Origin of the sequence: Sulfuriferula sp. GW1, from assembly GCF_047300855.1 — a bacterium.
GTDB lineage: Bacteria > Pseudomonadota > Gammaproteobacteria > Burkholderiales > Sulfuriferulaceae > Sulfuriferula.
The window spans coordinates 1,073,590-1,099,531 of the sequence record NZ_CP170197.1; the positions used below are offsets into that span (position 1 = coordinate 1,073,590).

A 25,942-nucleotide genomic window follows, 5' to 3' on the forward strand; every position below is an offset into this window, starting at 1 on the left:
CCGCAATTGCGGCTTTTTTAATTTAATAAGGGTATTAACAGATCGGGTCAGCCAAATTTCCCGGTAATGTAATCTTCTGTGGCTTTCTGTTTTGGATTGGTGAACACCAGATCGGTCTTGCCGAATTCAATCATTTCTCCCAGGTACATGTAGGCGGTGAAGTCGGAAACCCGCGCCGCCTGCTGCATGTTGTGGGTGACGATAGCGATGGTGTAGTCGGTCTTGAGTTCGTGGATCAATTCTTCGATACGTGCGGTGGAAATCGGGTCGAGCGCCGAAGCAGGTTCATCCAGCAGCAATACTTCCGGTTTGACCGCAATGCCGCGCGCGATGCACAGGCGTTGTTGCTGGCCTCCTGACAGACTATTGCCGCTACGATTCAGGATATCCTTCACCTCGTTCCACAGTGCGGCTTTTTTCAACGCCCATTCCACACGTTCGTCCATGTCAGAGCGCCCCATGCTCTCATACAGTTTGATACCGAACGCGATGTTGTCGTAAATCGACATGGGGAAGGGGGTGGGTTTCTGGAATACCATGCCGACCCTGGCACGCAGTTTGTTGAGATCAGCACCCTTTTCCAGGATGTTTTGCCCGTCCAGCAAGATTTCGCCTTCGGCACGCTGTCCGGGGTACAGGTCATACATGCGGTTCATGGTGCGCAGCAGCGTGGATTTGCCGCAGCCGGAAGGGCCGATAAAGGCAGTGACTTGACGGTCCGGGATATCCAGGTTGATGTTTTTCAGGGCATGCGACTTGCCATAGTAGAAATTCAGATTGCGCAGGCTGATTTTTGCGTTGTGATCCATGCTCTGACTCATGTAGGGGGTTCCGTGTGTAGGACTTAATAGGATGAAGATTGCTGGCGGAACAGAATGCGAGCGGCAACACTGAGGCCGAGCACAGCAGTAGTAATGAGCAGGGCTCCCGCCCACGCCAGTTTGTGCCAATCATCGTATGGGCTCATTGCCATTTGAAAGATTACCACCGGCAAGTTGGCCATTGGCGCGTTGATATCGGTACTCCAGAACTGATTGTTCAGAGCTGTGAACAACAAGGGCGCAGTCTCGCCGCTGATACGTGCAATCGCCAGCAAAATACCGGTCAAAATCCCGGCTTTGGAGGCGCGCCAAGTGACCATGGTCACTACTTTCCAGTGCGGAGCGCCGAGTGCGGCCGCGGCTTCCCGCAAACTGTTGGGAACCAGTTTGAGCATGTTTTCGGTGGTGCGAACCACCACCGGTATGACTATCAGGGAGAGCGCAAATGCGCCGGCCCAACCCGAAAAATGCCCCGTACTGACCACGTACACTTCATACACAAACAAACCGATTACGATGGACGGTGCAGATAGAAGGATGTCGTTGATAAAGCGGGTGGTCGGCGCCAGCCAGCCACGCTGCCCAAATTCTGCCAGGTAGGTGCCCGCCAGTATCCCGATAGGGGTGCCCACCAGGGTGGCGATGACAGTCATTATCAGGCTGCCTACAATGGCGTTGAGAAGGCCGCCAGTACTGCCTGGCGGCGGAGTGGATTTGGTAAACATTTCCAGACTCACGCCGCCCAGACCGTAGGTCAGTAATGTCCATAGTATCCAGGCCAGCGCCGACAGGCCGATCAGCATGGTTGCGAGCGAGGCAACCAGATTAAACTTGTTGGCAAATTGCCGTCGTGCGTAGAGGGAAAACATGCAAGCTCCTAGCTTTTTTTGCCTTCGTGCTTGCCCAATTGAAGCAGCAGCAGTTTGGACAAGGCCAGCACAACAAAAGTGATGAAGAAGAGAATGAGCCCGAGTTCGATCAGGGCAGCGGTGTAGAGCTTGCCATCCGCCTCGGTAAATTCGTTGGCGAGTGCCGAGGATATGGTGTTGCCAGGCATCATCAGTGATGTGCTGAGCTGATGCGCATTGCCTATCACGAACGTGATGGCCATGGTTTCACCCAGAGCGCGTCCGAGGCCGAGCATGATGCTGCCCACGACGCCGATTTTGGTATAGGGAAGGACAATATTCCACACCACTTCCCAAGTGGTTGCGCCCAGGCCGTATGCAGATTCCTTGAGCAAGGGCGGCACGATTTCAAATACGTCGCGCATGACAGAAGCAATAAACGGTACCACCATCAAGGCCAGAATCAAACCGGCAGTCAGCATGCCGATACCCATCGGTGCCCCTTGAAACAGCGGCCCCAATATGGGTAACGGACCCAGCTTGTCAATCAGCCAGGGCTGGACATGTTCGGCGAACAAGGGAGCGAATACGAACAGTCCCCACATGCCGTAAATAATGCTGGGTATGCCTGCCAGTAATTCAATTGCAATACCCAATGGGCGCTTCAGCCACTTGGGTGATAATTCCGTCAAGAAAACTGCGATGCCAAAGCTGACCGGTACCCCAATCAATAATGCGATGATTGAGGTCACCAAGGTGCCATAGATTGGCACCAGCGCGCCGAATTTTTCGGTGACCGGGTTCCAGGAGTCATTGGTCAGGAATCCAAATCCGAACTTGTGGATGGCGGGCATGCTGCCTATTATCAGAGAGGCCAGAATGCCAACAAGCAGGGCCAGCACAAGAAATGCAAAAACCCGCGTGGCGCCGCGGAATATCCTGTCCTGCCATTTGAAACGGCGAGTGCGATGAGTGGATAGCGGATTACTCATGTGATTCGTGCCGGGTCGGTTATTGTCATGATTACCAAGAGATGTCGGCATCTTTAAAAAATCATATTTCATCGCGGATACTCATGATTCTTGAAAAAATGCGTTGGTGTGCCGTATGAATTCTATGCAATATTGTTTTCCGTCCAATTGGTTCCGTACCAGTGATCCTGTCTATTCATGGGAACCCTTCGGTTAAATAAACCCCGGCAATAGTGTATTGCCGGGGTTTGTCCTGGCAGGTAAGCAAACAGCCAGTGTTACCAGATCGTCTTGCCGCCGGTGTCCTTAATCTGGATTTTCCAGGCGTTGGCAATGATTTTCGTCACGCTGCTTGGTAGCGGTACATAATCCAGGCTCAATGCCATTTCATCGCCGTTGGCGTATGCCCAGTCAAAGAAACTCAACACTTCTTTGCCGGTTGCCGGCTTGCTCTGCACTTTATGCATCAGGATGAAAGTGGCGCCAGTAATCGGCCAGCTCGCTTTGCCGGGTTCATTGGTCAGGATTTCGTAAAACCCTGGCGCATGCTGCCAATCTGCACCTGCCGCTGCAGCCTTGAAGGCATTTGCTTCCGGCGCGACAAAGACACCATCCTTATTCTGCATGAGCGCGTAAGGAATCTTGTTCTGTTTGGCATAAGCGTACTCCACGTAACCAATTGAGCCCTGGATGCGCTGTACGAATGAAGCTACGCCTTCGTTGCCTTTGCCGCCGACGCCGGCCGGCCAGGCGACGGAAGTGTCATTACCGACTTTGACTTTCCATTCCGGACTGACTTTTGCCAGGTAGTTGGTAAAGATAAAAGTGGTGCCTGAGCCATCGGAACGATGCACAACGGTAATCGAAGACGCGGGCAGGCGCACCCCTTTATTCAGGACTGCAATAGCCGGGTCATTCCATTTCCTGATTTTTCCCAAGAAAATGTCTGCCAGTACCGTGCCATTCAGTCGAATAGTGCCGGCTGCCAAGCCATGCAGGTTAATCACGGGCACCACCCCGCCGACCACAGTAGGGAATTGCATCAGGCCGTCTTTTTCAAGCACTTCGGGTTTGAGAGGCATGTCGGAAGCGCCGAAATCTACAGTTTTGGCTTTGATTTGTTTGATACCGCCACCAGAACCGATTGACTGATAGTTCAAACTGATCCCGGTTTTGGCTTTGTATGCCTCCGCCCATTTTGCGTAAATCGGATATGGGAAAGTAGCGCCCGCGCCAGTAATTTCGCTAGCGAGCGCAGGTGCCGAAAAAGCCCAGCCAGCACCCAGAATCATTACGGTTGCAAGTCCGCGTATGGCAGTTTTTTTCATGTGCATAAAAAATAAAAATGTATGTTCCTGCCTGTGCGTGTGAAGGAAATCGGTTTAAGGAGCTTCAGCATCTCAAGCCCTGGGCCGAGACGCTAATGGTAAGGTTGGAATATTACAGAATTATGACGATATGGTTAAGCAAAAGGGTAAATGACCGGTTAAACATTGACCAGACCTTGGTGTTGTGTGTACTATTTGCGGCTTTCTATGGGTCGGGTTAAGCGATGCGCAAAAAACTGGTCGCAGGCAACTGGAAAATGCACGGTAGTCTGGCGGAGAACAAGGTATTACTTGAAGCCCTGGTGCTTGAATTGGGGCAAGCGAGTACAGCTGGCTGCATAGTCTGTGCACCGTTCCCGTATCTGGCGCAGGTGCAGTCGGTATTGTCTGGCAGCACGCTGGCGTGGGGCGCGCAAAATGTAAGCAATCATGCGAAAGGCGCTTATACCGGCGAGGTTTCTGCCTCCATGCTGCTGGATTTTGGTTGTAGCTACGTCATCATCGGCCACTCGGAGCGACGTGCGCTTTATGGCGAAGACGATGCGTCCGTTGCAGCCAAGTTCGCTGCGGCACAGGCTGCAGGTTTGATTCCCATCCTGTGTGTGGGCGAAACCCTGGAAGAACGCGAGGCGGGTGTGACCGAAGCGGTTATCGGTCGTCAGCTGGACGCGGTATTGGCAGTGTCGGGTATCGAGGGCATAGGGCGTGCAGTCGTAGCCTATGAGCCGGTATGGGCGATAGGTACGGGTAAGACGGCCAGCCCGCAGCAGGCGCAGGCCATGCATGCATTTATCCGTGCCAAGCTGGCTGTGCTGGATAAGGATGTTGCGGCATCATTGGTAATTCAATATGGCGGTAGCGTAAAAGCCGCCAATGCGGCAGAATTGTTTGCCCAACCGGATATCGATGGTGGGTTGATAGGCGGCGCGTCGCTGGTGGCCGATGAGTTCATCGCCATTTGCCGGGCGGCACAAGGCTAAGGATATCGATTTGGAAACAGTAATTTTGGTTTTTCATGTGCTGGCGGCAGTGTCAGTGATTGTGCTGGTGCTATTGCAGCAGGGCAAAGGCGCTGATATGGGTGCCGCATTCGGCAGCGGTGCTTCGGGCAGCCTGTTCGGTTCTACGGGTTCGGCCAATTTTTTGAGCCGGGCTACGGCCGTGCTTGCCACCACCTTTTTTCTGACCAGTCTGGGATTAACCTATCTCTCTGGTCATCAGCCCAAGACTGTCGGCGTCATGCAAGGCCAGCAAAAAATACAAGTTCAGCCTGCGGCACCTGCTCGTGTACCCACGCCAGCTCAGCCTTCAGGTAATGTAGTTCCAGGCAATGCCGGGTCAAAAGCCGGGGAAATTCCCAAGTAATCGGGAGTTGCCATTGGGGCGGATTATCAATCCGTCCTGTCAATACGCCGACGTGGTGAAATTGGTAGACACGCTATCTTGAGGGGGTAGTGGCGTAAAGCTGTGCGAGTTCGAGTCTCGCCGTCGGCACCATAAATTCGGATTATGACGCAATCAGCTTTGATGATTGTGTAACTGATTGATTGTTTTGATAAAAACAATTGATTTTCAGCTTGACACGACGCTTTTCGCGCAACTAAACTGAAACGCTGTGCACGCTTCCCGGAGTCGGGTTGCGTACGGCTTTGGAGCGGATGCATGCTAGAAAATTATTTTCCTGTTTTATTGTTCGTGCTGATTGGTCTCGCTGTCGGCGTAGGGCCGATGGTTATTGGCTGGCTGCTGGCTCCCAATCATCCGGACAGTGAAAAACTTTCGCCATACGAGTGTGGCTTTGAGGCATTCGAGGATGCGCGCATGAAATTCGACGTGCGTTATTACCTTGTTGCCATTCTGTTCATTTTGTTTGATCTGGAAATCGCCTTCCTGTTTCCGTGGGCGATCGTGCTCGAGGAAATCGGTATGGTCGGTTTCCTTGCCATGGTGATTTTCCTGGGAATTCTTGTCGTTGGCTTTGTGTACGAGTGGATGAAAGGGGCGCTGGAATGGGAATAGAAGGCGTTTTGGAGAAAGGCTTCGTCACCACCACGGCCGACAAGCTGATTAACTGGACTCGTACCGGTTCACTATGGCCGATGACCTTTGGTCTGGCCTGCTGTGCCGTGGAAATGATGCAGGCCGGCGCATCGCGCTATGATCTGGATCGTTTTGGCATCGTGTTTCGCCCCAGTCCGCGCCAGTCCGACGTCATGATAGTGGCGGGTACGCTATGCAACAAAATGGCGCCGGCGCTACGCAAAGTGTATGACCAGATGGCCGAGCCGCGCTGGGTGATTTCCATGGGTTCCTGCGCCAATGGGGGCGGCTATTATCATTACTCGTACTCCGTGGTACGCGGTTGCGACCGCATCGTACCGGTGGATGTGTATGTGCCGGGCTGCCCGCCGACTGCCGAAGCGCTGCTATACGGCATTATCCAGTTGCAGAACAAAATCAAGCGCACCAACACCATCGCGCGTTAACCGGTAGAGCGAGAAGCCATGAATCCGTCACTGGAAAGCCTGTCTGTTACCCTGATCACCGCATTGGGCACCAAGCTCGTTCGGCAGCGGGATGCGCTGGGCGAACTGACCATCGAAGTGCGCGCACGCGACCTTACCGAAGTTATGACGACGCTGCGCGACCATGCCGGTCTGCGTTTTGAGCAATTGATCGACCTGTGCGGAATGGATTATTCCGCCTATCGCGAGGGTGCCTGGGAAGGTCAGCGTTTTGCCGTGGTGTATCACCTGCTCTCCATCAGCAAGAATCGGCGTGTGCGTGTGCGCGCGTTTGCAACCGAGGATGATTTCCCGGTAGTGCCTTCCCTGGTCAAGGTATGGCCTGCCGCCAACTGGTTTGAGCGCGAGGCGTTCGACCTGTTCGGAATTGTATTCGATGGTCACCCGGACCTGCGCCGTATTCTGACCGACTACGGGTTTGTCGGCCACCCGTTTCGCAAGGATTTTCCGTTGTCCGGCAACGTGGAAATGCGTTACGACCCGGAACAGCAGCGCGTGATTTACCAGCCGGTGAGCATAGACCCGCGCGAGGTAACGCCCCGCATTGTGCGTGAAGAGAACTACGGAGAACGCGCCTGATGGCTGAAATCAGAAATTACACCATGAACTTCGGGCCGCAGCACCCGGCGGCGCACGGCGTGCTGCGTCTGGTGCTCGAGCTGGATGGCGAGGTGATTGAACGTGCCGATCCGCATATCGGTCTGCTGCATCGCGCCACCGAAAAGCTCGCCGAAAACAAGACCTTCATCCAGTCGCTGCCCTATATGGACCGCCTGGACTATGTGTCCATGATGAGCAACGAGCATGCTTATGTCATGGCCATCGAAAAACTGATGGGCATCACCGTGCCGGAGCGCGCGCAATATATCCGCGTATTGTTCGACGAGCTCACCCGCATTCTCAACCACCTGCTGTGGTTGGGTGCACATGCGCTGGATATCGGCGCAATGACCGTGTTCCTGTATGCATTCCGCGAACGCGAAGACTTGATGGATGTGTACGAAGCCGTTTCCGGCGCGCGCATGCATGCGGCCTATTATCGTCCCGGCGGCGTTTACCGCGACCTGCCCGACACGATGCCGCAGTACCAGGCGTCCAAGATTCACAATGCAGCTGCGATTCGCGACATGAATAGCAATCGTCAGGGCTCCGTACTCGATTTTATCGAAGACTTCGCACGACGTTTTCCAACCTATGTGGACGAATACGAAACCCTGCTTACCGACAATCGTATCTGGAAGCAGCGTACCGTCGGCATCGGCGTGGTATCTCCGGAACGCGCGCTGGCGCTGGGTTTCAGCGGCCCCATGCTGCGCGGCTCAGGAATTGAATGGGATCTGCGCAAGAAACAGCCCTACGAAGTCTACGACCGCATGGAATTCGACATCCCGGTGGGCGTGAACGGCGACTGCTATGACCGTTATCTGGTGCGCATGGAAGAAATGCGGCAAAGCAACCGTATCGTCAAGCAATGTGTGGACTGGTTGCGCAAGAACCCTGGCCCGGTGATCACCGACAATCACAAAGTTGCCCCGCCGTCACGGGTGGACATGAAACAGAACATGGAAGAGTTGATCCATCATTTCAAGCTGTTCACCGAGGGTATGCATGTGCCGGAAGGCGAAGCTTATGCGGCAGTTGAACACCCCAAGGGCGAGTTCGGGATTTATCTGGTGTCAGACGGCGCAAACAAACCTTACCGCCTGAAAATCCGCGCACCGGGTTACCCGCATCTGGCGGCTCTGGATGAGATGGCGCGCGGTCATATGATTGCCGACGTGGTTGCCATTATTGGCACGCAAGACATAGTGTTTGGGGAGATTGACCGATAATGCTGAGCCCAGATTCCATCGCCCAGATCGATTACGAAATTGCCAAATACCCGGCTAATCAGCGCCAGTCCGCAGTCATGTCGGCGCTGCGTATTGCCCAGGTGGAAAAAGGCTGGCTGTCCACCGAAACCATGGATTTTGTTGCTGATTACCTGGGTATGCCGGCCATCGCAGTCTATGAAGTGGCGACGTTCTACAACATGTACAACACTGCGCCTTTGGGCAGGCACAAGATCACCCTGTGCACCAATATATCCTGCGCGCTGATGGGTGCGCCGGAAATTGCCGAGCACTTGAAAGAGAAGCTGGGATGCGGTTTTGGCGAAACTTCCGAAGACAATCGCTTTACCCTGAAGGAGGGTGAATGCATGGGTGCCTGCGGCGATGCGCCGCTGTGCATGATCAACAACCACCGCATGGAAGGCTTTCTCACGCCCGAGAAAGTGGACAGCATCCTCGAAGAGCTGAAATAACATGGTGATCAAAGGCGGAGAAGTCATATTCAATACGGTACATCTTCCCGAATCGTGGAAGCTGTCTACCTATGTAGCCAATGGCGGTTATGCAGCATTGCGCAAAATTCTGAGCGAAAAAACTTCGGCTGAGACCATCATTGCCGAGGTCAAAAAATCCGCATTGCGTGGCCGGGGCGGCGCAGGCTTCCCGACCGGTCTGAAGTGGAGCTTCATGCCGCGTCATTTCGATGGCGACAAATATCTGGTGTGCAATTCCGACGAGGGCGAACCCGGTACCTTCAAGGATCGCGACATCATGCAGTTGAACCCGCATGCGCTGATTGAAGGGATGGCGATTGCCGCCTATACCCTGGGTACCAGACGCGGTTACAACTATATCCACGGCGAAATATGGGAAACCTACGAACGCATGGAAGCCGCGGTTGAAGAAGCGAAGGCAGCAGGCTTCCTGGGTGACAACATTTGCGGCACGGACTTCAGTTTTCACCTGTTCAACCACCATGGCTATGGCGCCTATATTTGCGGTGAGGAAACGGCACTCCTCGAATCCATCGAGGGCAAGAAGGGTCAGCCACGTTTCAAGCCGCCATTTCCGGCCAGTTTCGGCCTGTATGGCAAGCCTACCACGATCAACAACACGGAAACTTTCGCCAGCATCCCCTACATCATTCGAGAAGGGGGGCAGAAATTTCTGGAGTTGGGCAAGCCCAATAACGGTGGCACCAAACTTTTCTCGGTATCCGGGCACGTGAATCGCCCGGGAAATTTTGAAGTGCCAATGGGGACGCCTTTTGCCGAGTTGCTGGAAATGGCAGGCGGCATTAGGGATGGACATACCTTCAAGGCCTGCATTCCTGGTGGTTCTTCCACCCCGGTGCTGCCCGCCGAGATCATGATGCAGTGCACCATGGATTACGACTCCATCGCCAAAGCCGGTTCGGCGCTGGGTGCAGGCTCGGTCATTATCATGGACGAGACAGTGTGCATGGTGAAAGCGCTGGAACGCCTATCCTACTTTTATTTTGAAGAATCCTGCGGACAGTGCACTCCATGCCGCGAGGGTACCGGCTGGCTATATCGGGTGATTCACCGCATCGAGCATGGTCAAGGCCGGCCGGAAGACCTCGATTTGTTGAGCGATGTCGCTCACAACATCGGCGGCCGCACCATCTGCGGTCTGGGAGATGCGGCAGCGATGCCGGTGCAGGCAATGCTCAAACACTATCGCCATGAGTTCGAGCACCATATCGAACATGGCAAATGTATGGTTGGGGCTCGTTCATGAATAACTTGGGCTTACGTTGCCGTGTATTCGGGATGGATGCAAGACGCAAAGCGCAGCGAATGGTTGTTCCATTCGCAAGCTTTGCAACGCCGCAGACGCCCGAATACACGGCAACCCTCCGGGCTGGGGCCGTTTTGGGCGCATCCCGGCGTTGCGAGGAGGCCTGCGACTCGTTACCGCGCAGCGGCCGCTTGCGGGAGCAGGCCTCGCGGGCGCTTCCCGCAAACGGGCGGCTGCGCCGCGAACGTGTCCGCGCCCGCCCTGTTGTGAATGACACAACCGCGCGTCTCGCGCCTTGGGCTGCATCCCAAAATGTCCCCAGCGTAAGTCCAAGTTATGCATGAACGAGCCCTTAGGTGAAGCAGATGCTAGAGATCGAAATTGACGGCAACAAGATACAGATGACGGCGGGCGGCACCATCATGGAAGCCGCAGCGCAGATCGGGATTTATATCCCGCATTTCTGCTATCACAAGAAACTCTCCATTGCGGCCAACTGCCGCATGTGCCTGGTGCAGGTGGAAAAGGCCGCCAAGCCGCTGCCGGCCTGCGCCACGCCGATCACCGACGGGATGAAGGTATTCACCAAATCCGACTACGCCGTCAAGGCGCAGAAGGGCGTGATGGAATTTCTGCTGATCAATCATCCGCTGGATTGCCCGATTTGCGATCAGGGCGGCGAATGCAGCTTGCAGGATCTGGCGGTCGGCTACGGCGGCAGCAGTTCGCGCTACCAGGAAGCAAAGCGCGTGGTGAAGGAAAAAGATCTGGGTCCGCTGGTTGCCACCGACATGACGCGCTGCATCCATTGCACGCGCTGCGTGCGTTTCGGCCAGGAAATTGCCGGCATCATGGAAATGGGGCAGGTGGGTCGCGGCGAACATTCCGAGATCATGCCGTTCATCAGCAAGACCATCGATTCCGAACTGTCCGGCAACATCATCGATCTGTGCCCGGTCGGCGCGTTGACCAGCAAGCCGTTCCGTTATACCGCGCGCAGCTGGGAGCTGTCGCGGCGCAAATCGGTGAGTCCGCACGATGGCCTGGGCAGCAATCTGATTGTGCAAGTCAAGAATAACCGCGTGATGCGCGTGCTGCCATTGGAAAACGAGGCGGTCAACGAATGCTGGCTGTCCGACAAGGATCGCTTCGCCTATGAGGGCCTGAATTCCGAACAGCGCCTTACCCGTCCGATGCTCAAGCAGGATGGGAAATGGCTGGAAGTGGATTGGCAGACGGCACTGGAATATGTCGCCAACGGCCTCAAGCAGATTCGCGAGCAACACGGTGCCGACAGCATCGGTGCGCTGGCTACGCCGCACCAGACCGTTGAAGAACTTTACCTGCTGCAAAAGCTGATGCGCGGCCTGGGTACCGGTAACGTGGATAGCCGTCTGGCACAGGCCGATTTCAGGCTGGATGCCAGCCTGCAAGGAGCACCCTGGCTGGGCATGGCGGTTGCAGATATCAGCAAGCTGCAGCGGGTACTGGTGATAGGCAGCACATTGCGCAATGACCATCCCCTGCTCGCGCATCGTCTGCGTCAGGCCGTGAAGCACGGCGCGCAACTCAATCTGGTGAATCCGGTGGACGATGATCTGCTCACCAAGCTTGCCAATAAAGCCATTGTCGCTCCGCAAGCCATGGTCAATACCCTTGCGCAAATTGCACTGGCATTGGCTGAGGCCACGCAGACTGAATTGCCTGCAGCCATCAAGGCGGTGTTGGCGGATGTCACGGTCGGCGCTACGGCTCGGTCCATCGCGGCCAGCCTGACAGGTGCCGAGCGGCGTGCGGTATTCCTCGGCAATTTGGCGCAGCATCATCCCCAGTATGCGGACCTGTACTCACTGGCCGAAGTGATCGCACGGCTTGCTGGTGCAAATTTTGGTTGTCTGGGCGAGTCAGCCAACAGCGTGGGCGCTTACATTGCCGGCGCGGTGCCATCCAAATCCGGTCTGAAGACAGGCATGAATGCGGCCGCCATGATGGCGACGCCGCGCAAGGCTTATCTGTTGCTGGGTGCAGAACCGGAGCTGGATTGCAATGATCCGGCCACAGCCATGCACGCATTGCAGTCGGCTGACATGGTGGTGGCGATGAGCGCTTACAAACACAGCGCGCTGGAATACGCAGATGTGTTGCTGCCCATTGCACCGTTCAGTGAAACTTCAGGTACTTTCATCAGCACTGAAGGTCGCGTGCAAAGCTTCAACGGCACGGTCAAACCGTTAGGTGAAACACGCCCGGCATGGAAGGTGTTGCGCGTGCTGGGCACCATGCTTGGCGTAAAAGGTTTCGACTACGACACCAGTGAAGCTGTGCGTCAGGATGCGCTGGGCAGTAATGGTCTGGCTGCAGGCGTGCTCAACAACAGTTTGTCCGGACCGGTACTGCAATCGGCTGCCATTACTGACGCCTTGACTCGTGTGGGCGAAGTGCCGATGTACCAGGCCGATGCAATTGTGCGTCGTGCTGCTTCGCTGCATAACACGCGCGCCGCAGCATTGCCTAATGCGTCCATGCATTCCGCCTTGCTGGCGCGCCTGGGTGTTGCCGATGGCGCTATGGTGACGGTGCGTCAAGGTGAAGCGCGAGCTGTGGTGCGAGCCCTGGCAGATGACCGCCTGCCCGATCATTGTGTGCGGCTAGCTGCCGCGCACCCGCTGACTGCCACGCTGGGCGCGATGCTGGGTGAAGTCTCCGTGGAGCGTGCATAACATGGAATTCTTGCAAAACCTGTTCGGATTCACCTGGCCAGCAGTGTGGTCACTGGCCAAGATCATTGCCATTGTCGGACCGTTGATGATTGCAGTGGCTTACCTCACTTACGCCGAGCGCAAGGTGATCGGCTACATGCAGGTACGTATCGGCCCCAACCGGGTGGGCTTCAAGGGCTTGCTGCAACCGATCGCCGACGGACTCAAGCTGATGATGAAAGAAATCATCATCCCCAGCGGTTCCAACAAATTTCTGTTCGTGCTGGCACCGGTGCTGACGATTGCCCCGGCGCTGGCTGCCTGGGCGGTGATTCCGTTCACCCCGGAACTGGTACTGGCCAACGTGGATGCGGGCCTGCTCTACATCATGGCAATCACTTCCATGGGTGTGTACGGCGTCATCATTGCGGGTTGGGCATCCAACTCAAAATACGCATTCCTCGGCAGCCTGCGTTCCGCCGCGCAAATCGTGTCTTACGAAATCGCCATGGGCTTTGCGTTGGTGGGTGTGTTAATGGCTTCGCAAAGCCTGAATCTGATCGATATCGTGAAAGGACAGGCAGGCGGGGTGTTCAGCTGGTACTGGCTACCGCTGTTCCCGATGTTCATTGTGTACCTGATTGCCGGCGTGGCGGAAACCAACCGCGCCCCGTTTGACGTGGCTGAAGGTGAATCCGAGATCGTGGCCGGCTTTCATGTGGAATATTCCGGCATGGCGTTTGCGGTATTTTTCCTGGCGGAATATGCCAACATGATTTTGATTGCAACGCTGGTTGCGTTGATGTTCCTGGGAGGCTGGAATCCGCTGTTTGACATAGCGCCGTTCACCTGGATACCGGCCTTCGTCTGGCTGATGTTGAAAGTGGGTTTTGTGCTGTTCCTGTTCCTGTGGTTCCGGGCCACATTTCCGCGCTATCGCTACGATCAGATCATGCGCCTGGGCTGGAAGGTGTTCATTCCAGTCACCCTGATCTGGTTGCTGTTCGTGGGGGGCATGATGCAAACCCGCTACGGTTACCTGTTCCACTAATGTGGAATGATGGAGTAATTTGATGAAAGCGATTAAACACTTCTTTTCGAGCATGCTGCTCACCGAGCTGTTGCGCGGCATGGCTCTGACCGGGCGGCATCTGTTTGCGCGCAAGATTACGGTGCAGTTCCCCGAAGAAAAAACGCCGATGTCGCCGCGCTTCCGTGGCTTGCATGCGTTGCGCCGCTATCCGAATGGCGAGGAACGCTGCATTGCCTGCAAATTGTGCGAAGCGGTATGCCCGGCCCTGGCAATTACCATCGAATCCGAAAAGCGCGACGATGGCACGCGCCGCACGACGCGCTATGACATCGATCTGACCAAATGCATTTTCTGTGGATTCTGTGAAGAATCCTGTCCGGTGGATTCGATTGTGGAAACCCACATTCTCGAATACCACGGAGAGAAACGCGGCGATCTCTATTACACCAAGGAAATGCTGCTCGCCGTAGGCGACAAGCACGAAGCGCAAATCGCCGCAGCACGCGCCGCAGATGCCCCATACCGTTAATGCTGTTCAAGAATCGAGTGGATCAGTATGAATTTTGAAACTGCAGTTTTCTATTTCTTTGCGGCGATATTGCTGTTTGCCGGTGTGCGTGTCATTACCGCGCGCAACCCAGTTCATGCGGCACTGTTCCTGGTGCTGGCGTTCTTTACAGCGGCAGGCCTTTGGCTGATGCTGGAGGCGGAATTTCTCGCCATTACCCTGGTGCTGGTATACGTGGGAGCGGTGATGGTGCTGTTCCTGTTCGTGGTGATGATGCTGGATATCAACCTCGACAAGCTGCGCGAAGGTTTCTGGGATTACCTGCCGCTGGCCGGTATCGTAGCAACACTGATGGTACTGGAAATGGTCGTCGTGCTGGGCGGTAAACAGTTCGGCCTGAGTGCGGTGCCCGCACCGATTGCGCATGCCGCGAATTACAGCAACACCAAGGAACTGGGACGTTTGCTCTACACCGATTACGTGTACCCGTTTGAGCTGGCTGCGGTGATTCTGCTGGTGGCGATAGTTGCCGCCATTGCGCTCACCATGCGCCGCCGCAAGCACACCAAATATCAGGATCCGGCACAGCAGGTGAAAATCAAGCGTGCAGATCGTATTCGCATGGTTTCCATGGCATCTGAAAAAGTAGTATCGACAGAACAGATTTCGCAGCCTGAAAAATAATTCGCCGGCTTCAGAGCTGGCACCGCAATCATAGGGGGATACCGGTGTTGTCACTTTCGCATTACCTGGTGCTAGGCGCGATATTGTTCGCCATCAGCATATTAGGCATATTTTTGAATCGCAAGAACGTCATCATCCTGTTGATGGCGATCGAACTCATGCTGTTGGCTGTTAACATGAATTTCATTGCCTTCTCGCACTATATGGGCGATACCGCCGGACAGATTTTCGTGTTCTTCATTCTTACCGTGGCAGCGGCGGAATCCGCTATTGGCCTGGCCATACTGGTGGTGTTGTTCCGTAACCTGCACACCATCAATGTGGACGATCTGGATCATCTGAAAGGCTAACGGGCGCTGCGGCGAACCCGACGGGAACCAACCATGACGGAAATGCAAAAACTCTATCTTCTGGTGCCGCTGGCGCCGCTGGTCGGATCGGTTATCGCCGGCCTGTTTGGCTGGGCTATCGGACGTACCTTGTCGCACCTGGTGACCATCGCCGGTGTGGCGGTTTCGTGCTGGGTTTCCTGGATCATCTTCCAGGACGTACAGGCCGGGCATGTATTCAACGGCACTGTCTACACCTGGATGACCAGCGGGAATATCCGTTTCGAGATCGGTTTCCTGATTGACCCGCTCACCACCATGATGATGATGGTGGTGACCTTCGTTTCGCTGATGGTGCATATCTATACCATCGGCTACATGCAGGAAGACCCCGGTTATCAGCGTTTTTTCAGCTACATCTCGCTGTTCACTTTCTCCATGCTGATGCTGGTGATGGCCAATAACTTCCTGCAGTTGTTCTTCGGCTGGGAAGCGGTGGGTCTGGTGTCGTATCTGCTGATCGGTTTCTGGCACACCAGGCCGACTGCGATCTATGCCAACCTGAAAGCATTTCTGGTCAACCGCGTGGGCGATTTCGGTTTCCTGCTCGGCATCGGCCTGGTACTGGCCTACTTCGGCACGCTTGATTACGCCTCGGTATTCGCCCAGGCGCCAGCCATGGCGAGTCACACCATCAGCATCATCCCCGGGCAGGAATGGTCCTTGCTGACCTTGATCTGTATCCTGCTGTTCATCGGTGCGATGGGCAAGTCGGCGCAGTTCCCGCTGCACGTCTGGCTGCCCGATTCGATGGAAGGCCCCACGCCAATTTCCGCACTGATTCATGCGGCGACTATGGTAACGGCAGGCATCTTCATGGTGGCGCGCATGTCACCGCTGTTCGAGTTGTCCCAGACCGCGCTGTCGGTGGTGATGGTGATCGGCGCGATTACCGCGCTGTTCATGGGCTTTCTTGGCATCATCCAGAATGACATCAAGCGCGTGATCGCGTATTCCACTTTGTCGCAGTTGGGCTACATGACGGTGGCGCTGGGTGCATCTGCCTATTCGGTCGCGGTGTTCCACCTGATGACGCATGCCTTCTTCAAGGCGCTGCTGTTCCTGGCGGCAGGCTCGGTCATCATGGGCATGCATCACGATCAGGATATCCGCAACATGGGCGGTCTGCGCAAGTACATGCCAATCACCTGGATCACCTTCCTGATCGGCTCGCTGGCACTGATCGGCACGCCGTTCCTGTCCGGTTTCTATTCCAAGGACAGCATCATCGAGGCGGTGGGGCTGTCGCATCTGCCTGGTTCCGGCTTCGCCTACTTTGCCGTGGTGGCAGGTGTGTTTGTCACCGCTTTCTATTCTTTCCGCCTGTATTTTCTGGTATTCCACGGCAAGGAGCGCTTTCCCGTGCATGATAGTCACGCGCATGGCCACGATGATCACGGCCACGGCCATGGCGGCAGGCCGCATGAATCACCGTGGGTGGTCACAGTGCCGTTGATCCTGCTGGCGATACCGTCCCTGGTTATCGGTTACTTTACAATTCAGCCGATGCTGTTTGGCGATTACTTCAAGGGCGCGATTTTCATCAACAATGACTTGCATCCGGCCATGGAAGAGCTCGCACATGAATTCCACGGTGCTGGTGCGATGGCCCTGCATGCATTGACCACGCTGCCGTTCTGGCTGGCGTTTGCCGGGGTTGCGCTGTCCTGGCTCTTCTATATGAAACGTCCGGATATTCCTGCTGCAATCAAACAGCGCTTCAGCCTGATTTATGCAATTCTGGAAAACAAATACGGCTTTGATACTTTCAATGACTGGTTCTTCGCAGGCGGTGCCCGCAAGCTGGGGAATATATTGTGGCGTTATGGCGATGTGAAACTGATTGACGGTTTCTTCGTTAACGGTGCGGCACGCGTGGTGGGATGGCTCTCCAGACTAATCCGCAATTTCCAGTCCGGCTACATCTACCATTACGCTTTCGCCATGATTATTGGCGTATTTGCGCTGCTGACCTGGTTTGTACGTGCCGCCTGATACTCAGGTGATGAATAAATACAAGGGAATAGGGAATTTATGCTAGCTGGATACCCACTACTGAGTCTGTCCATTTGGGTGCCGATCATTGCCGGCGTGCTGGTGCTCGCCACGGGTTCCGATCGCAATGCGCCGCTGGCGCGCTGGATTGCACTGCTGGGCGCCATCCTGGGCTTTGCTGTCACGCTGCCGCTCTACACCCGGTTTGACGCGCTCTCCGCCAGCATGCAGTTCACCGAACTGGCACGCTGGATCCCGGCATTCAATATTCACTATCACCTCGGCGTTGACGGCATTGCCATGCCTTTCGTGCTGCTCAACAGCTTTACCACGGTACTGGTGGTGATTGCGGGCTGGCAGGTCATCCAGAACAAGACTGCGCAATACATGGCGTCCTTCCTCATCATGTCCGGCCTTATCAACGGGGTGTTCGCGGCAATGGATGCGGTGCTGTTCTATGTATTCTTCGAAGCCATGCTGATCCCCATGTTCCTGGTGATTGGCATCTGGGGAGGGCCGAACCGGGTGTATGCAGCGGTCAAGTTTTTCCTGTACACCCTGATGGGCTCGCTGTTGATGCTGGTGGCGTTTATCTACCTGTATTTCCAGTCCGGCGGCAGCTTCGAGATTCTGGATTATCAGCGCCTGCCCATCGGCATGACCGCCCAGATCCTTATCTTCATCGCTTTCTTCCTGTCCTTCGCAGTGAAAGTGCCGATGTGGCCGGTGCATACCTGGCTGCCGGATGCACACGTCGAAGCACCGACCGGCGGTTCGGTGGTGCTGGCGGCGATTACGCTGAAAATCGGCGCTTACGGTTTCCTGCGCTTTAATCTGCCGATTGCTCCGGACGCCAGCCATTATCTATCCGGCTTCATCATCACCATTTCGCTGATCGCGGTGGTGTATATCAGCTTCGTGGCGCTGGCGCAGAGCGACATGAAAAAGCTGATTGCCTATTCTTCCATCGCGCACATGGGTTTCGTCACCCTGGGGTTTTTCATGTTCAACACCCTCGGCATGGAGGGCGGTCTGGTGCAGATGATCTCGCACGGCTTCATTTCCGCCGCGATGTTCCTGTGCGTGGGGGTGATGTACGACCGCCTGCATTCGCGCCAGATTAGCGACTATGGCGGCCTGGCGAAAAAAATGCCGATATTCGCCGCGTTCTTCATGCTGTTTGCAATGTCCAATGCCGGCCTGCCGGGCACTAGCGGCTTCATCGGCGAATTCATGGTCATCCTGAGCGCCATCAAGGTCAATTTCTGGTATGCCTTCCTGGCCGCAACCACATTGATTACCGGGGCTGCCTACACATTGTGGATGTACAAGCGCGTGGTGTTCGGCAATATCACCAACCCTCACGTTGAAGACATGCAGGACATCGGTCCGCGCGAATTCAGTTTCATGGCTGTACTCGCGCTGGCGGTGCTGGCAATGGGCGTCTATCCCAAGCCGGTCACTGATGTCATGCACACCTCGGTGAATAACCTGCTCGCCCATGTGGCGCAGAGCAAACTGCCCTAAGCTGTATTGATAAGGACTACGGATGAATTTTGCCCTCACCGATCTGACGCCGTTATTGCCGGAAATATTTCTGCTGGCGGCCGTTTCCTTCATTCTGATTTTTGACCTGTTTCTCAGCGATGAACACCGTTACATTACTTACATTCTCAGCTTGTCCGCATTGCTGGGTTGCGGCTGGCTGACTTTCTCCGGTGCGACTGGAGAGACAATCTATGCCATGCATGGCATGTTCGTCAGCGACATGTTGGCCGATGTGCTGAAACTCGTGGTGTATTTCAGCGTTGCGGTGACCATGGTTTACTCGCGCGAATATATCCGGGTGCGCGGCATGTTCCAGGGCGAGTTCTTCGTGCTGATGCTGTTCGCCACGCTGGGCATGATGGTGATGATTTCTGCCAGTCATTTCCTGACCTTATACATGGGACTGGAACTGCTGAGCCTGTCGCTGTATGCGCTGGTTGCGCTGCAGCGCGACTCGGCCGTGGCTGCTGAGGCGGCGATGAAATATTTTGTGCTGGGGGCACTGGCATCGGGCATGCTGCTGTACGGCATGTCCATGCTATATGGCGCTACAGGCACCCTGGAGATCGCCAAAATTGCCGGCGTATTGCAGCAGGGGCTGGGTAGCAACACCGTACTGGTGTTTGGTCTGGTATTTATGGTGGCAGGGCTGGCGTTCAAGCTCGGCGTGGCACCGTTCCATATGTGGATTCCGGACGTGTACCAGGGTGCACCCACGGCCGTCACGCTGTTTATTGGCACCGCCAGTAAAATTGCCGCGCTGGGTTTTGTGTTGCGTATCCTGGCGCAAGGGTTGCAATCGTTGTCTCCAGACTGGCAATCGATGCTGGTCATCATGGCGGTATTGTCCATGGCGGTGGGCAATATCACAGCCATTGCCCAGACCAATTTCAAGCGCATGCTGGCTTACTCCACCATCTCGCACATGGGCTTCCTGCTGCTCGGCCTGCTTGCCGCCGATATCAATGGCTACACCTCCGCCATGTTCTACATGATCAGCTATGTGTTCATGGGGCTGGGCTCGTTCGGCATGATCCTGCTGCTGTCGCGCAAAGGCTTCGAGGCCGACAAGCTGGACGACCTCAAAGGGCTCAATCAGCGTAGCCCATGGTTTGCATTCATGCTGCTGCTCATCATGTTCTCGCTGGCCGGCATTCCGCCCACGATCGGTTTCTACGCCAAATTATCGGTGCTGCAGGCGGTGATTCACGCCGGTTATACGTGGCTGGCCGTTGTCGCGGTTATTTTCTCGCTGATCGGCGCATTTTATTATTTGCGCGTGGTCAAACTGATGTATTTCGACAAGCCGCATGACATGACCCCGATCGCACCGCAGGGCGACATGCGCGTCTTGATGAGCGCCAACGGGCTGGGCATGGTGGCCCTTGGCATTTTGCCGCAGCCGCTGATGGCGCTGTGCGCTTACGCTATTGGTAAATCACTATGAATGCCGCTGTTGCCGCCTTGCTGTTGACTGCACTGGTTGCAGCCAACCTGCCGTTTTTGCTGGAGCGCATCTTTTTCGTCATCACCCCCAAGGATAGCCACAAACCACTGGGTTGGCGCGTGCTGGAACTGATCGTGCTGTATTTTGTGGTGGGGGGTGTGGCTTACATGCTGCAGCGCAGGATTGGTCCGGTGCAACACCAGAACTGGGAATTTTATGCAGTCACCGCCTGCCTGTTTCTGGTGATGGCCTATCCCGGATTTGTATACCGTTATTTGTGGCGGCGTTAGCAGAACCAGGGAGCGCCTGAATACTCAGGCAGGGTTGTTGCTACAGTAATACCATTCCTGGCCGTTACTTGGTGTTACATCAATAAGCAGTTAATAAAGGAGCACTATGGCCAGGCCGGAAAAAGTTCGTCTGGGCGAACTTTTGGTTCAGCAAAAGCTGCTGTCTGAAGAGCAACTCCAGTTAGCACTGACCGAGCAAAAACGCAGCGGACGCAAGCTCGGCCGTTTCTTTGTCGAAAATGGCTTCGTCACCGAAGACCAGATTTCCGGCGCGCTGGCCAAGCAGCTCAATATCCCCTACATCGATCTCAAGTATTACAACTTCAATCCCGATACGGTACGCCTGCTGCCGGAAACCCAGGCGCGCCGTTTCCGCGCCATTGCTCTGGAAGATCGCGACAGCAGCTTGTTATTAGGCCTGGCAGACCCTACCGATCTGTTCGCTTACGACGAGATTGCCCGTTCCGTGAAAAGGAATATCGAGCTCGCCGTGGTGAACGAGGGCGAGCTGCTGCAAACCATAGACCGCATTTACCGCAAGACCGAAGAGATCACCGATTTTGCCCGCGAGCTGGAACAGGATCTGGGCGACAGCTATGTGGATTTCGGTACGCTGGGCGCTGCGGCCGGGCTGGAAGAGGCACCGGTAGTCAAGCTTCTGCAATCGGTGTTTGACGATGCGACGCAGGTCAGGGCATCCGACATCCATATCGAACCGCAGGAAGAACGCCTGCAAATCCGCTTCCGTATAGACGGTGTGCTGCATCTGCAAACCGAGTCCGATATCAAGATTGCCAGTGCGCTGGCGCTGCGGCTCAAGCTGATGTCGGGCCTGGATATCTCGGAAAAGCGTCTGCCCCAGGACGGGCGTTTCGCCATCAAGGTCAAGCAGCAGCAGATCGACGTGCGTATCTCAACCATGCCCACCCAGTATGGCGAATCGGTAGTGATGCGTTTATTGAACCAGGGTGGCGCAACGCTCAAGCTGGATTCCATCGGCATGCCGGGCAACATGCTGGAAAGATTCCGCGCCATTTTGCGGCGGCCGAATGGACTGGTGCTGGTGACCGGCCCTACCGGTAGTGGTAAAACCACCACCCTGTACGGTGCATTGGCCGAACTGAATACGCTGGAAAGAAAACTGATTACCGTTGAAGACCCGGTTGAGTACCGCCTGCCAGGCATTAACCAGGTGCAGGTCAACGATAAAATCGAACTGACTTTTGCCAGGGTTCTGCGTTCCGCGTTGCGTCAGGATCCGGATATCGTGCTGGTAGGCGAGATGCGCGACCAGGATACTGCCCAGATCGGCATGCGTGCCGCAATGACCGGTCACCTGGTGCTGTCAACATTGCACACCAACGATGCGGCCAGTACCCCGCTGCGCTTGCTGGATATGGGTGTGCCGCGTTATATGGTCGCGACTTCCATCCAGGTCGTTCTGGCCCAGCGTCTGGTGCGAGTCATTTGCGAGAGCTGCGCCAAACCGTATGAGCTTAAGCCGACTGAGCGTGAATGGTTGAAGGCGGAATTGGGCGACACCGTGGATAACCACCAATATTCGTATGGACGCGGCTGTGCGCATTGCAACGGCACCGGCTACCGCGGCCGCACAGGTGTGTACGAAATGCTGGAAATGACCGAAGCGGTAGCCGATGCTGCCAATCATCATGACCCGGTACATTTCATGAAAGCGGCGAACGCCCAAATGGCAGGTCAAACCCTGCGCCGGCATGCGGTAGCGCTGGCGGGTGCGGGAAGAACCACCGTGGCTGAAGCCATGCGCATCAGCAATCAGTTCGAAGACTAGAGGGAATGGAAATCAAAAGGCAAAAGGCAAAAATTAAAAGGCAAAATTAAAAGCTAAAGGCAACGCAAAAAATGGCAGTGAAACGTGATCTGGATGAACGATTGTTAGTGTATGGAGCAACCATCATCAAACTGGTTGAATCTCTGCCGTCCACGATTGCCGGCAGACGGATTGGTGATCAATTGTTGCGAAGCGGCACATCCGTTGGCGCGAATTTTGAGGAAGCTCAAGGTGCGGAATCGAAGAATGATTTCGCTCATAAATTACAGATCGCGTTGAAAGAGCTGCGCGAATCCAACTATTGGCTGCGCTTGTTGGCCAAAACCGAGATGCTCCCTCGAGAAACGCTAGTGGTGATCATAGGTGAATCGGCTCAACTAAAAGCGATACTTTCAAAATCAATAGCCACTGTCAAAGGCACTGCAAAAACCAAAGAGAGCGTGAAATGAAAAAAAACACCCAATTGACCACTCCATTTTTGCCTTTTAATTTTTGCCTTTTGCCTTTTGCCTTTTACCCAAAGGCCTCATAGATGGCATTTTTCGCATACAAAGCCCGCAATACCCACGGAGAGTTGGTGCGCGGGGTGCTTGAAAGCCCGGACAGCAGCGCGGTGGCGGAGCAGCTTTTCAATACCGGCATCACGCCGATTGAAATCACGCTGACCAAAAAACCTGCGTTGAGCGGTGAAGGTGGCTGGTGGGCACGCTTGACCGAAGAAAAGATTCGTTCCATCGATGTGCAGCTGTTCAGCCGCCAGCTCTACACGCTGCTCAAGGCCGGCGTGCCGATCATGCGCGGGCTGGCCGGCTTGCAGGAATCCGCCATCAACAAATCGTTTGGACGCGTGCTGGGCGATATCCGCGAATCGCTGGATTCGGGTCGCGAGCTTTCCGCGGCCATGCGCCGTCATACTGACGTTTTCTCTCCTTTTTATCTGAGCATGGTGCGCGTCGGTGAAATGACCGGGCGCCTGGACGAGATATTCCTGCGCCTGTTCGACCATCTCGAATTCGAGCGCCTGATGCGCGAACGGATACGTACAGCCTTGCGCTATCCGATGTTTGTGGTGATTGCGATGGCCGTAGCCATCACGGTGATCAACCTGTTTGTGATCCCGGCGTTCGCAAAAGTGTACGCGGGCTTTAACGCCGAACTCCCGCTGATGACGCAGATACTCATTGGCTTCTCCAATTTCATGGTCAGGTTCTGGCCGCTGATGCTGGCATTGCTCGTGGGTGCCGCCATAGCGTTCAAGCTTTATATCGCCACTCCCAACGGCGGTTACCGCTGGGACAAGCTCAAGCTGCGTTTCCCGATTGTGGGCAAGATCGTCTTGAAAGGCGCGCTGGCACGTTTCGCGCGCAGTTTCGCGCTGGCCAGCAAGAGCGGTGTGCCCATCGTGCAGTGCCTGAACGTAGTGGCCCAGACGGTCGACAACGCCTACATCGCCAGCCGCATCACGCAAATGCGCGATGGCATCGAACGCGGCGAAAGCATACTGCGCACAGCCGTGACAGCGGGGGTGTTTACCCCCGTTGTGCTGCAGATGGTTGCGGTGGGTGAGGAAACCGGCGAACTCGACAGCCTGATGGAAGAGATTGCCGAAATGTACGAGCGTGAAGTGGATTACGAACTCAAGACTCTGTCGTCGCAAATCGAACCGATCCTGATTGTCGGTCTGGGCATCATCGTCCTGGTCCTGGCCCTGGGGGTATTCCTGCCGATATGGGATCTCGGCAAGGTCGCGCTGCATAAATGAAAACTGTACGGCGTGGCATATCCTGCCGCCCCGCGTCAGTTGTTTGGGTTATTAAAAGGCAGGCCGGTTTCACCCTGTTCGAACTGCTGGGGGTCATTCTGCTGGTCAGCGTACTTTCCCTCGTACTCTACGACCGATTTCTTGGCTATCAGGCGCTGGCTGAAAAAACCGCCATGGAAATGACCGTCATCAACATGCGCAGCGGCCTGCGTTTGCGCGTGGCAGAGCTGATGATGGAGGGCAAGATGGATGAGATAGCCGGTCTGGTGCATGAAAACCCCGTCAACTGGCTGGCTGCGCCACCACCCAATTATATCGGTGCATTGCAAAACCCCGAACAGAGCGCGATTCCCGGCAATGCTTGGTATTTTGATACAAGTCGACACGAGCTAATCTACATGCCAGATAGCGGTAATATTTTCGCAACGGAGCCCCGCGCATCAGCGGTACGTTTCCGGGTGGCCGCGGTGATACATCCACCGGTTAAAGGTGGAAGCAAAATACCCAAAGTTGAGGGAGTGACTCTCGCCAGAGTTCCCTGAGCAAGATGCACACTGATTGATGGCATGGTTTGTGCTGTTGGTCAGCAGCGGAATTTAGCCGGCTATTGAGTGATGGAAACGGAGGAATGACAAATGCGTAAAAATCATCATGGTTTTACCTTGATCGAACTGGTCGTCGTCATCGCGATCATCGGGATACTCGCGGCGACAGCTTTGCCGCGCTATATCAACCTGCAGACCCAGGCGCGTGCAGCCAAGGCGCAAGCGATTTACGGAGCCGTTAGATCAGCTTCCGCACTGGCGCGTGCCAATTGCATGGTGGATCTGGCGGGGCTGACTACGCCTTCCACCTGTACGGTAACTGGTGGCACAACCAATATGGACGGAACAGCCGTTGCCATGGTTAACCAGTACCCCGACGCGACCGCCGCCGGCATTATTGCCGCAGCGCAACTGAATGCGACGAATGATGCGGTAACCATTACAGCGGGTGCCACTCCGACCGATCCGATAGTGATCGACATTAACGGAGGCACTTCACCGAACTGCCGGATTTCCTATACCGCCGCTACCGTTACAGGCGGAGTTCTGGTTGCGCCAGTCATCACATCGACGACTTCAGGTTGTTAAGGAAGGCGCCTATGCAGGTACAGGCATGTTAATTGCTGAGATGTATTCAGAGACATTTTTTATTCAAAATTAAAGGAGTTGAATGATGCGTAAAGTACAAGCAGGTTTTACCTTGATCGAACTGGTCGTGGTGATCGTTATTCTCGGGATTTTGTCTGCGGTGGCACTACCAAAGTTTATTGATATGAGTAGTGATGCAAGTACTGCAGCACTTAAAGGGGTGGTCGGCGCCATTAGTTCAGCAAGCGCTATTAATTATGCAGCCAGAAGCGCAAATAGCTCAAAAGGTTCGGCAACTATTGGGCTTACTTGTGAGACGGCGGCCACTGCAATATTGCAAGGCGGAATCCCTACTGGATATACGCTGGATAATACTGCTGTGCTCGTAGCAGGAGATAACAGCTGCGTGGTTACCCAAACCTCTGGTGGTGCTACAGCAAACGCAGACATTATCGGCATTTAATGCGGCACGCGTAGGGCGCACTAGCACAGCGTATTGCGCCGCATGGATGTCCATGCAAATGCTCTCACCCAGGTACTGGCGCATTATGCCTTCGG

27 protein-coding genes and 1 tRNA gene are annotated in these 25,942 nt (G+C 55.1%); 24 read left to right on the forward strand and 4 right to left on the reverse strand.

Annotation, left to right across the window (positions count from 1 at the left end; all coding sequences use genetic code 11):
* Positions 1-47 precede the first annotated feature (47 nt).
* The 4 genes from pstB to pstS form a co-directional block, all read right to left on the reverse strand.
* Positions 48-809, reverse strand: a complete 762-nt coding sequence (pstB, locus tag ACFDAU_RS05320; RefSeq protein ID WP_223247619.1) for a phosphate ABC transporter ATP-binding protein PstB — start codon at positions 807-809, stop codon at positions 48-50.
* Positions 810-844: 35 nt separating this feature from the next.
* Positions 845-1,690, reverse strand: coding sequence for a phosphate ABC transporter permease PstA (gene pstA, locus ACFDAU_RS05325; RefSeq protein ID WP_413438969.1), 846 nt, complete (start codon positions 1,688-1,690; stop codon positions 845-847).
* 8 nt (positions 1,691-1,698) lie between these two features.
* Positions 1,699-2,661 carry a phosphate ABC transporter permease subunit PstC gene (pstC, locus tag ACFDAU_RS05330; RefSeq protein WP_413438970.1) on the reverse strand — a complete coding sequence of 321 codons (963 nt, stop codon included), beginning with the start codon at positions 2,659-2,661 and terminating at the stop codon, positions 1,699-1,701.
* 257 nt (positions 2,662-2,918) lie between these two features.
* A complete protein-coding gene (gene pstS / locus ACFDAU_RS05335; protein ID WP_413438971.1) occupies positions 2,919-3,968 on the reverse strand; it encodes a phosphate ABC transporter substrate-binding protein PstS in 1,050 nt (349 codons plus the stop codon).
* Positions 3,969-4,192: 224 nt separating this feature from the next.
* On the opposite strand from pstS, the gene tpiA reads away from it, so the two are divergent.
* The 24 genes from tpiA (at position 4,193) to ACFDAU_RS05455 (ending at position 25,847) form a co-directional block, all read left to right on the forward strand.
* The gene (tpiA, locus tag ACFDAU_RS05340) at positions 4,193-4,948 is read left to right on the forward strand and encodes a triose-phosphate isomerase (protein ID WP_413438972.1); all 756 of its coding nucleotides are present in this window, start codon (positions 4,193-4,195) and stop codon (positions 4,946-4,948) included.
* A 10-nt stretch (positions 4,949-4,958) separates the two neighbouring features.
* Positions 4,959-5,333, forward strand: a complete 375-nt coding sequence (gene secG / locus ACFDAU_RS05345) for a preprotein translocase subunit SecG (RefSeq protein ID WP_413438973.1) — start codon at positions 4,959-4,961, stop codon at positions 5,331-5,333.
* Positions 5,334-5,379: 46 nt separating this feature from the next.
* Positions 5,380-5,465, forward strand: a tRNA-Leu gene (locus tag ACFDAU_RS05350).
* A gap of 165 nt (positions 5,466-5,630) precedes the next feature.
* Entirely contained in the window at positions 5,631-5,987 is a 357-nt protein-coding gene (locus ACFDAU_RS05355; protein ID WP_413438974.1) for an NADH-quinone oxidoreductase subunit A, read from the forward strand.
* Positions 5,978-6,454 (forward strand): NuoB/complex I 20 kDa subunit family protein, encoded by a 477-nt coding sequence (locus tag ACFDAU_RS05360; RefSeq protein ID WP_124703488.1) that lies wholly within the window; start codon positions 5,978-5,980, stop codon positions 6,452-6,454. Before ACFDAU_RS05355 ends, ACFDAU_RS05360 begins: the two co-directional genes overlap by 10 nt.
* An 18-nt stretch (positions 6,455-6,472) precedes the next feature.
* Positions 6,473-7,072 carry an NADH-quinone oxidoreductase subunit C gene (locus ACFDAU_RS05365; protein WP_413438975.1) on the forward strand — a complete coding sequence of 200 codons (600 nt, stop codon included), beginning with the start codon at positions 6,473-6,475 and terminating at the stop codon, positions 7,070-7,072.
* Positions 7,072-8,325 (forward strand): NADH-quinone oxidoreductase subunit D, encoded by a 1,254-nt coding sequence (locus ACFDAU_RS05370; RefSeq protein ID WP_413438976.1) that lies wholly within the window; start codon positions 7,072-7,074, stop codon positions 8,323-8,325. Before ACFDAU_RS05365 ends, ACFDAU_RS05370 begins: the two co-directional genes overlap by 1 nt.
* Positions 8,325-8,798 carry an NADH-quinone oxidoreductase subunit NuoE gene (gene nuoE / locus ACFDAU_RS05375; protein ID WP_413438977.1) on the forward strand — a complete coding sequence of 158 codons (474 nt, stop codon included), beginning with the start codon at positions 8,325-8,327 and terminating at the stop codon, positions 8,796-8,798. The genes ACFDAU_RS05370 and nuoE overlap by 1 nt, the downstream gene beginning before the upstream one ends.
* Position 8,799: 1 nt before the next feature.
* Positions 8,800-10,086: an NADH-quinone oxidoreductase subunit NuoF gene (gene nuoF, locus ACFDAU_RS05380; protein WP_413438978.1), complete on the forward strand. Its 1,287-nt coding sequence runs from the start codon at positions 8,800-8,802 to the stop codon at positions 10,084-10,086.
* A 365-nt stretch (positions 10,087-10,451) separates the two neighbouring features.
* On the forward strand, positions 10,452-12,806 hold the full coding sequence (gene nuoG / locus ACFDAU_RS05385) for an NADH-quinone oxidoreductase subunit NuoG (RefSeq protein ID WP_413438979.1): 2,355 nt from the start codon (positions 10,452-10,454) through the stop codon (positions 12,804-12,806).
* 1 nt (position 12,807) lies between these two features.
* Positions 12,808-13,836 carry an NADH-quinone oxidoreductase subunit NuoH gene (gene nuoH, locus ACFDAU_RS05390; protein WP_413438980.1) on the forward strand — a complete coding sequence of 343 codons (1,029 nt, stop codon included), beginning with the start codon at positions 12,808-12,810 and terminating at the stop codon, positions 13,834-13,836.
* A 22-nt stretch (positions 13,837-13,858) separates the two neighbouring features.
* Entirely contained in the window at positions 13,859-14,347 is a 489-nt protein-coding gene (gene nuoI, locus ACFDAU_RS05395; RefSeq protein WP_413438981.1) for an NADH-quinone oxidoreductase subunit NuoI, read from the forward strand.
* Between the two features lie 27 nt (positions 14,348-14,374).
* Positions 14,375-15,010, forward strand: a complete 636-nt coding sequence (locus ACFDAU_RS05400) for an NADH-quinone oxidoreductase subunit J (RefSeq protein WP_413438982.1) — start codon at positions 14,375-14,377, stop codon at positions 15,008-15,010.
* A 44-nt stretch (positions 15,011-15,054) separates the two neighbouring features.
* On the forward strand, positions 15,055-15,360 hold the full coding sequence (nuoK, locus tag ACFDAU_RS05405) for an NADH-quinone oxidoreductase subunit NuoK (RefSeq protein ID WP_124703479.1): 306 nt from the start codon (positions 15,055-15,057) through the stop codon (positions 15,358-15,360).
* A 33-nt stretch (positions 15,361-15,393) separates the two neighbouring features.
* Positions 15,394-17,394, forward strand: a complete 2,001-nt coding sequence (gene nuoL, locus ACFDAU_RS05410) for an NADH-quinone oxidoreductase subunit L (RefSeq protein WP_413438983.1) — start codon at positions 15,394-15,396, stop codon at positions 17,392-17,394.
* Positions 17,395-17,433: 39 nt separating this feature from the next.
* The gene (locus ACFDAU_RS05415; protein ID WP_413438984.1) at positions 17,434-18,921 is read left to right on the forward strand and encodes an NADH-quinone oxidoreductase subunit M; all 1,488 of its coding nucleotides are present in this window, start codon (positions 17,434-17,436) and stop codon (positions 18,919-18,921) included.
* 22 nt (positions 18,922-18,943) lie between these two features.
* The gene (gene nuoN / locus ACFDAU_RS05420) at positions 18,944-20,389 is read left to right on the forward strand and encodes an NADH-quinone oxidoreductase subunit NuoN (RefSeq protein ID WP_413438985.1); all 1,446 of its coding nucleotides are present in this window, start codon (positions 18,944-18,946) and stop codon (positions 20,387-20,389) included.
* A complete protein-coding gene (locus ACFDAU_RS05425; RefSeq protein ID WP_413438986.1) occupies positions 20,386-20,679 on the forward strand; it encodes a DUF2818 family protein in 294 nt (97 codons plus the stop codon). The genes nuoN and ACFDAU_RS05425 overlap by 4 nt, the downstream gene beginning before the upstream one ends.
* 106 nt (positions 20,680-20,785) lie before the next feature.
* Complete coding sequence (locus tag ACFDAU_RS05430) at positions 20,786-22,489, forward strand: GspE/PulE family protein (protein ID WP_413438987.1); 1,704 nt, start codon at positions 20,786-20,788, stop codon at positions 22,487-22,489.
* Positions 22,490-22,560: 71 nt separating this feature from the next.
* Positions 22,561-22,938, forward strand: a complete 378-nt coding sequence (locus ACFDAU_RS05435) for a four helix bundle protein (RefSeq protein WP_413438988.1) — start codon at positions 22,561-22,563, stop codon at positions 22,936-22,938.
* 83 nt (positions 22,939-23,021) lie between these two features.
* Positions 23,022-24,251, forward strand: coding sequence for a type II secretion system F family protein (locus tag ACFDAU_RS05440; RefSeq protein ID WP_413438989.1), 1,230 nt, complete (start codon positions 23,022-23,024; stop codon positions 24,249-24,251).
* Positions 24,248-24,793, forward strand: coding sequence for a prepilin-type N-terminal cleavage/methylation domain-containing protein (locus ACFDAU_RS05445; RefSeq protein WP_413438990.1), 546 nt, complete (start codon positions 24,248-24,250; stop codon positions 24,791-24,793). The genes ACFDAU_RS05440 and ACFDAU_RS05445 overlap by 4 nt, the downstream gene beginning before the upstream one ends.
* Positions 24,794-24,886: 93 nt before the next feature.
* Positions 24,887-25,384 carry a type II secretion system protein gene (locus tag ACFDAU_RS05450; protein WP_413438991.1) on the forward strand — a complete coding sequence of 166 codons (498 nt, stop codon included), beginning with the start codon at positions 24,887-24,889 and terminating at the stop codon, positions 25,382-25,384.
* Positions 25,385-25,466: 82 nt separating this feature from the next.
* Positions 25,467-25,847, forward strand: coding sequence for a type II secretion system protein (locus ACFDAU_RS05455; protein WP_413438992.1), 381 nt, complete (start codon positions 25,467-25,469; stop codon positions 25,845-25,847).
* Positions 25,848-25,942 lie beyond the last annotated feature (95 nt).